Source organism: Flavobacterium sp. (assembly GCF_036405015.1).
Taxonomy (GTDB): Bacteria; Bacteroidota; Bacteroidia; order Flavobacteriales; family Flavobacteriaceae; genus Flavobacterium.
On the sequence record NZ_DASWYK010000126.1, the window covers coordinates 1 to 5,714 of the forward strand.

At 33.9% G+C, this 5,714-nt stretch carries 4 protein-coding genes; 3 read left to right on the top strand and 1 reads right to left on the bottom strand.

Annotated elements, in window-relative coordinates; all coding sequences use genetic code 11:
* The first annotated feature begins 128 nt into the window (after window positions 1-128).
* From VGE71_RS09705 to kdsB, 3 genes are all read left to right on the top strand, one after another.
* A complete protein-coding gene (locus VGE71_RS09705) occupies window positions 129-1,538 on the top strand; it encodes an ATP-dependent DNA helicase (protein ID WP_331138150.1) in 1,410 nt (469 codons plus the stop codon).
* Between the two features lie 277 nt (window positions 1,539-1,815).
* Entirely contained in the window at window positions 1,816-2,379 is a 564-nt protein-coding gene (locus VGE71_RS09710) for a helix-turn-helix domain-containing protein (RefSeq protein ID WP_331138151.1), read from the top strand.
* Between the two features lie 64 nt (window positions 2,380-2,443).
* The gene (gene kdsB / locus VGE71_RS09715; RefSeq protein WP_331138152.1) at window positions 2,444-3,178 is read left to right on the top strand and encodes a 3-deoxy-manno-octulosonate cytidylyltransferase; all 735 of its coding nucleotides are present in this window, start codon (window positions 2,444-2,446) and stop codon (window positions 3,176-3,178) included.
* A 234-nt stretch (window positions 3,179-3,412) separates the two neighbouring features.
* Here the strand turns inward: kdsB and VGE71_RS09720 are convergent.
* A partial coding sequence (locus VGE71_RS09720) for an alpha-ketoacid dehydrogenase subunit alpha/beta (protein WP_331138153.1) occupies window positions 3,413-5,714 on the bottom strand: 2,302 nt, incomplete at its 5' end.

A 5,714-nucleotide genomic window follows, 5' to 3' on the forward strand; every position in this document is an offset into this window, starting at 1 on the left:
AATTTAAATGAACTTATATTACTTATATGGTTCAATAAAATTTGATTTTTAATATTGCTATTGCCATTGAAAATAGATTTTTGCCAAAGCCATTTAAAAAAGCGAACTTTGTACTTCAATATTACTTTATGAATTCTGCACAGTTTTACGGCACCTTACAAAAACGATTTCCTTTTGCACCAACTTACAAACAGGATATTTTTTTTCAGAAAATAGCAATCTTTCTAACCGAACCTCAAAATGATACGATTTTCGTTTTAAAAGGATATGCCGGAACGGGAAAAACAACCGTTATTTCTACTATTGTTAATAATCTTGGTGATATTAATAAAAAATATGTGCTGCTGGCTCCAACGGGACGTGCGGCAAAAGTAATTGCCAATTATTCAAATAATCCAGCTTTTACAATTCATAAAAAAATCTATTTTCCGAAGAAATCTTCTGGAGGTGGAGTAGCTTTTACCAAACAAGTCAACAAACATAAAAACACCATTTTTATTGTCGATGAGGCTTCTATGATTTCAGACAGCACTTTAGACAGCGGTTCACTTTTAGATGATTTAATCAATTACGTGTATTCGGGAAACAATTGTAAAATGATTCTTTTGGGAGATACAGCACAGCTTCCTCCGGTAAATTTAGATATTAGTCCAGCGCTTGATATTCAGACTTTAGGAATTCACTACGACAAAGAAATCGAACATATCGAATTGGACGAAGTAATGCGTCAGGAAGAAAGTTCGGGAATTTTATACAATGCCACAGAATTACGTGAATTGCTGAAAGAAAGCTTTATAACCGAATTCAAATTCAATGTCAAGAAGTTTAAAGACATCGTTCGGCTGACAGATGGTTATGATATTCAGGATGCAATAAATACGGCTTATAGCAATTATAGCATTGAAGATACTGCTTTTATTGTTCGTTCTAACAAACGTGCGAATCAATACAATGAGCAAATCAGAAGCCGAATTTTGTTTAAAGAAAGCGAACTTTCGGTTGGTGATTTCCTGATGGTGGTAAAAAACAATTATTTCTGGTTGAAAGAAACCGACGAAGCTGGATTTATTGCCAATGGCGATATAATCGAAGTTTTGGAACTTTTCGGAATTAAAGAGTTATACGGATTTAAGTTTGCGAAAGTAAAAATAAGAATGGTCGATTATCCAGAACAAAAGCCTTTTGAGACGGTTTTGATTTTGGATACTTTAACAAGCGAATCGCCTTCATTAACCTATGAAGAATCTAATCGTTTGTATGAAGAAGTGATGAAAGATTATGAAGAGGAACCAACCAAATACAAAAGATTTCAGAAGGTAAAAGAAAACGAATATTTTAACGGATTACAGGTAAAGTTCTCTTATGCGATAACCTGTCATAAATCGCAGGGAGGACAATGGAATACTGTTTTTATTGAACAGCCATTTCTTCCAAATGGTATTGATACCGACTATATCCGATGGCTTTACACCGCTATGACGCGTGCTAAAAATAAGCTATATTTGATTGGATTTAAAGACGAAAGTTTCGAAGATTAAATTTAAAATCAAAGATTAAAATGATTCTCAGAGTTTTTTGAATTGAGTAGAAAAAGTTTTTTAGAAAAATCCTTTTTAATCTGTGGTAAAATAATATTTAAATGACATTTCTAAACGACTTACATTTGATTTGATCTATGTTTTTTGAATACATAAAATGCTAGTTTTTTTAAAATCAAGGTTTTGACAAGAATGTCGTTAAAATGTCGCAAATAAACCGTTATCAAAATGAACTTTTCAAAAGTAGTTTTGTCCAAACAATAAATCAAAATTGATCATGAACGAAATTGGAAAGAAAATTAAGGAAATCCGAAAGAAAAAAGGTTTGTCTCAAGAAGAGTTAGCTGAGTCTTCAAAAGTAAATTTAAGAACAATTCAGCGTATTGAAAATGATGAAAATGAACCACGCGGGAAGACCGTGAATCTCATTTGTGAAGTTTTGGAAATTAATGCTGAAGATCTTTTGGATTATGGGAAATATGAAGACAAGAATTATATGATCGTTTTTCATCTTTCAGTATTAGTGTTTCTTGCAATTCCCGTTGGAAACATCATTTTGCCTCTTATTTTATGGATTACCAAAAAAGATAAAATCATTGGACTGAAAGAAATAGGAGCGAATCTACTGAACTTTCAAATAGTTTGGACGATTTTTACTTTCATCACAATAACAGTTTATGCTATTTCTAAAATTATGCATTACGGTCAATATTCAATATTGTTTTATCTTTTTATTGCATTATATATTTTGAATATAGTTTTGCCAATATTTTTTGCATTCAAAACGCGAAATGAAAAGACAGAAAAACGTTATCCCAATCTTATCAAATTGATATCTTAAAATATATTTTAGAAAGCTCTTTCGGAATAGTATATTTGTTTGATTTTAAAATTTAAATATAATAATGAAAATAATAGCTGTAATTCCGGCCCGATATGCTTCAACTCGTTTTCCAGCAAAATTAATGCAGGATTTAGGAGGAAAAACAATAATTCTTAGAACGTATGAAGCAGCAGTTTCGACAAAACTATTTGATGATGTTTTTGTAGTAACCGATTCTGATTTGATTTTTGATGAAATTGTTTCTAATGGTGGAAAAGCAATTATGAGTATCAAAGAACACGAATCTGGAAGCGATCGAATTGCAGAAGCCGTTGCAGATCTTGATGTTGATATTGTGGTAAACGTACAAGGTGATGAACCTTTTACAGAAGCTGGACCTTTAGAGCAAGTTTTATCGGTTTTTAAAAACGATGCAGACAAAAAGATTGATTTGGCTTCGCTAATGCGTGAAATAACAGATGAAAAAGAAATCAATAATCCGAATAATGTAAAAGTGGTCGTAGATCAATCGCAGTTTGCATTGTATTTTTCACGTTCTGTAATTCCATATCCAAGAGAGCAAAATGCTGGAGTGAGATATTTTCAGCATATCGGAATCTATGCTTTTAGAAAACAAGCATTATTAGATTTCTACAGCCTTCCAATGAAATCTTTAGAAGCATCTGAGAAGTTAGAGCAATTACGTTATTTAGAGTTCGGAAAACGCATCAAAATGGTCGAAACAACTCACGTAGGAATCGGAATTGATACAACAGAAGATTTGGAAAGAGCAAAAGCTATGTTGAAAGATCTTTAATCTTTGATTTTAGATTTTAGATTGTTGATTGTTGACTGATTGTTATTGTCTACAATCTTGTCATCCCGAGGAACGAGGGATCTCCGCAAGTAGCTCCATAAAGGAAATAACTTCAAATAATAATGCAGAACTTTGTCAAAGTTTCAAACTTTGACAAAGTTTTACATCACGATGATAAAAAACAAAAATGCTCCAGATTCTCTGGAGCATTTTTGTATATAAAAATCTAAAATCTTAGTACAAAGCAGGATATTTAGAAGGATTAACTTCATGCATCATATCGTAAACTTTCTCGTAGATATCTTCTGCAGAAGGTTTAGAGAAATAATCGCCATCAGTTCCGTAGGCAGGTCTGTGTGCTTTTGCTGCTAAAGTCTGCGGTTTGCTGTCTAAGTATTTGTAAGCGTCTTGTTCTTCTAAAACTTGCTGTAAAATGAATGCTGAAGCTCCACCAGGAACGTCTTCGTCAATTACCAAAAGACGGTTTGTTTTAGCGATACTTTTTACAATGTCTTTGCTAACGTCAAATGGAAGTAAAGATTGAATGTCGATCACTTCGCAATCAATTCCTTTTTCTGCTAGTTCATTAGCGGCTTGTTGAACCAATCTTAAAGTAGATCCGTAAGAAACTAAAGTAATATCAGAACCTTCTCTTAAAGTTTCGACCACTCCAATTGGGGTTTTGAATTCACCAAAATTAAGTGGTGTTTTTTCTTTTAAACGGTATCCGTTCAAACATTCAATAACCAAGGCAGGTTCGTCAGATTCTAACAAAGTGTTATAAAAACCAGCTGCTTGTGTCATATCTCTCGGAACCAAAACGTGAATTCCGCGAATAGCATTGATAATCATTCCCATTGGCGAACCAGAATGCCAAATTCCTTCCAGACGATGTCCACGGGTTCTAATGATTAACGGCGCTTTTTGTTTTCCAACCGTTCTATATTGTAAAGTAGCTAAATCGTCACTCATGATCTGAATAGCGTACAATAAATAATCTAAATACTGAATTTCTGCAATCGGACGTAAACCTCTCAAAGCCATTCCGATTCCTTGACCAATAATGGTAGCTTCGCGAATTCCAACATCGGCAACACGAAGTTCTCCGTATTTTTCTTGCATTCCTTCTAAACCTTGATTTACGTCTCCGATGTTTCCAACATCTTCACCAAAAATTAAAGTTTCAGGATATTTAGAAAATAAAGCATCAAAGTTATCACGAAGGATCATTCTTCCGTCCAAATCTGGTTTAGCATTTTCTGCATATTTTGGAAGAACTTTTTCTACAGAAAATACATTTTGTGCAGATTCTGAATGTTGATTACTGCTGAATTTCTCTTGAGTTTCATTTAAGAATTTTGTAATCCAATTAGATAAAAGTGCCTTGCTGTTTGGAACTTCAATAAAACGAAGAATCTTTCTCGCATAAACCAAAAGTTCTTTTTTTAAAGGCGCTTTAATGGCAGCCAATTCAGAAATTAGTTTTTTGATTCTTTCTTTATGATTGATACTTGCTTCGGCAATTTGTTCTAATAAAGCCAAAAGATTCTTTTGATCCTCAATTATCGGATTGATAAATGAATTCCAAGCTTCTTTTTTAGCTTCCAGAACTTCTTTCTTTAATTGAAAATCAAGTTCAGCCAATTCTTCTGGAGAAGCAATGTTAATAGCAATCATCCATAAACGCATTTGGCGAATACAGTCGAAATCTCTTTCCCAAGCTAATCTCTCTGCACTTTTGTAACGTTCGTGAGAACCAGAAGTAGAGTGACCTTGCGGCTGTGTTAATTCGTTTACGTGAATTAAAACTGGTATATGTTCTTCGCGTGCAATGGCGCCGGCTCTTTCGTAAGTCGAAACCAGTTCGGCATAATCCCAGCCTTTTACTCTAAAGATTTCGTAACCTTTAGCATCTTCATCGCGTTGATATCCTTTTAATATTTCAGATATATTTTCTTTAGTAGTTTGATGTTTGGCGTGAACAGAAATTCCGTATTCATCATCCCAAACACTCATTACCATTGGAACTTGTAGCACTCCTGCAGCGTTTATAGTCTCAAAGAATAAACCTTCAGAAGTACTGGCGTTGCCAATAGTTCCCCAAGCTACTTCATTTCCATCGACAGAAAATTTATCTTTAATAGTAATACCATCAACGTTTCTGTAAATTTTTGAAGCCTGTGCTAATCCCAATAATCTTGGCATTTGTCCTGCAGTCGGAGATATATCTGAACTTGAATTTTTTTGTTTAGTTAAATCTTTCCAAGAACCGTCTTCGTTTAAACTGTGCGTTACAAAGTGTCCGCCCATTTGTCTTCCCGCAGACATTGGATCATAAGCTAAATCGGTGTGACCATATAAACCGGCAAAAAATTGTTTTGCATCCAATTCGCCAATAGCCATCATAAAAGTTTGATCGCGATAGTATCCAGAACGGAAATCTCCGTTTTTAAAAGCTTTTGCCATTGCCAGCTGTGGAACTTCTTTTCCATCACCGAAAATTCCAAATTTAGCCTTTCCTGTTAATACTTCTTTT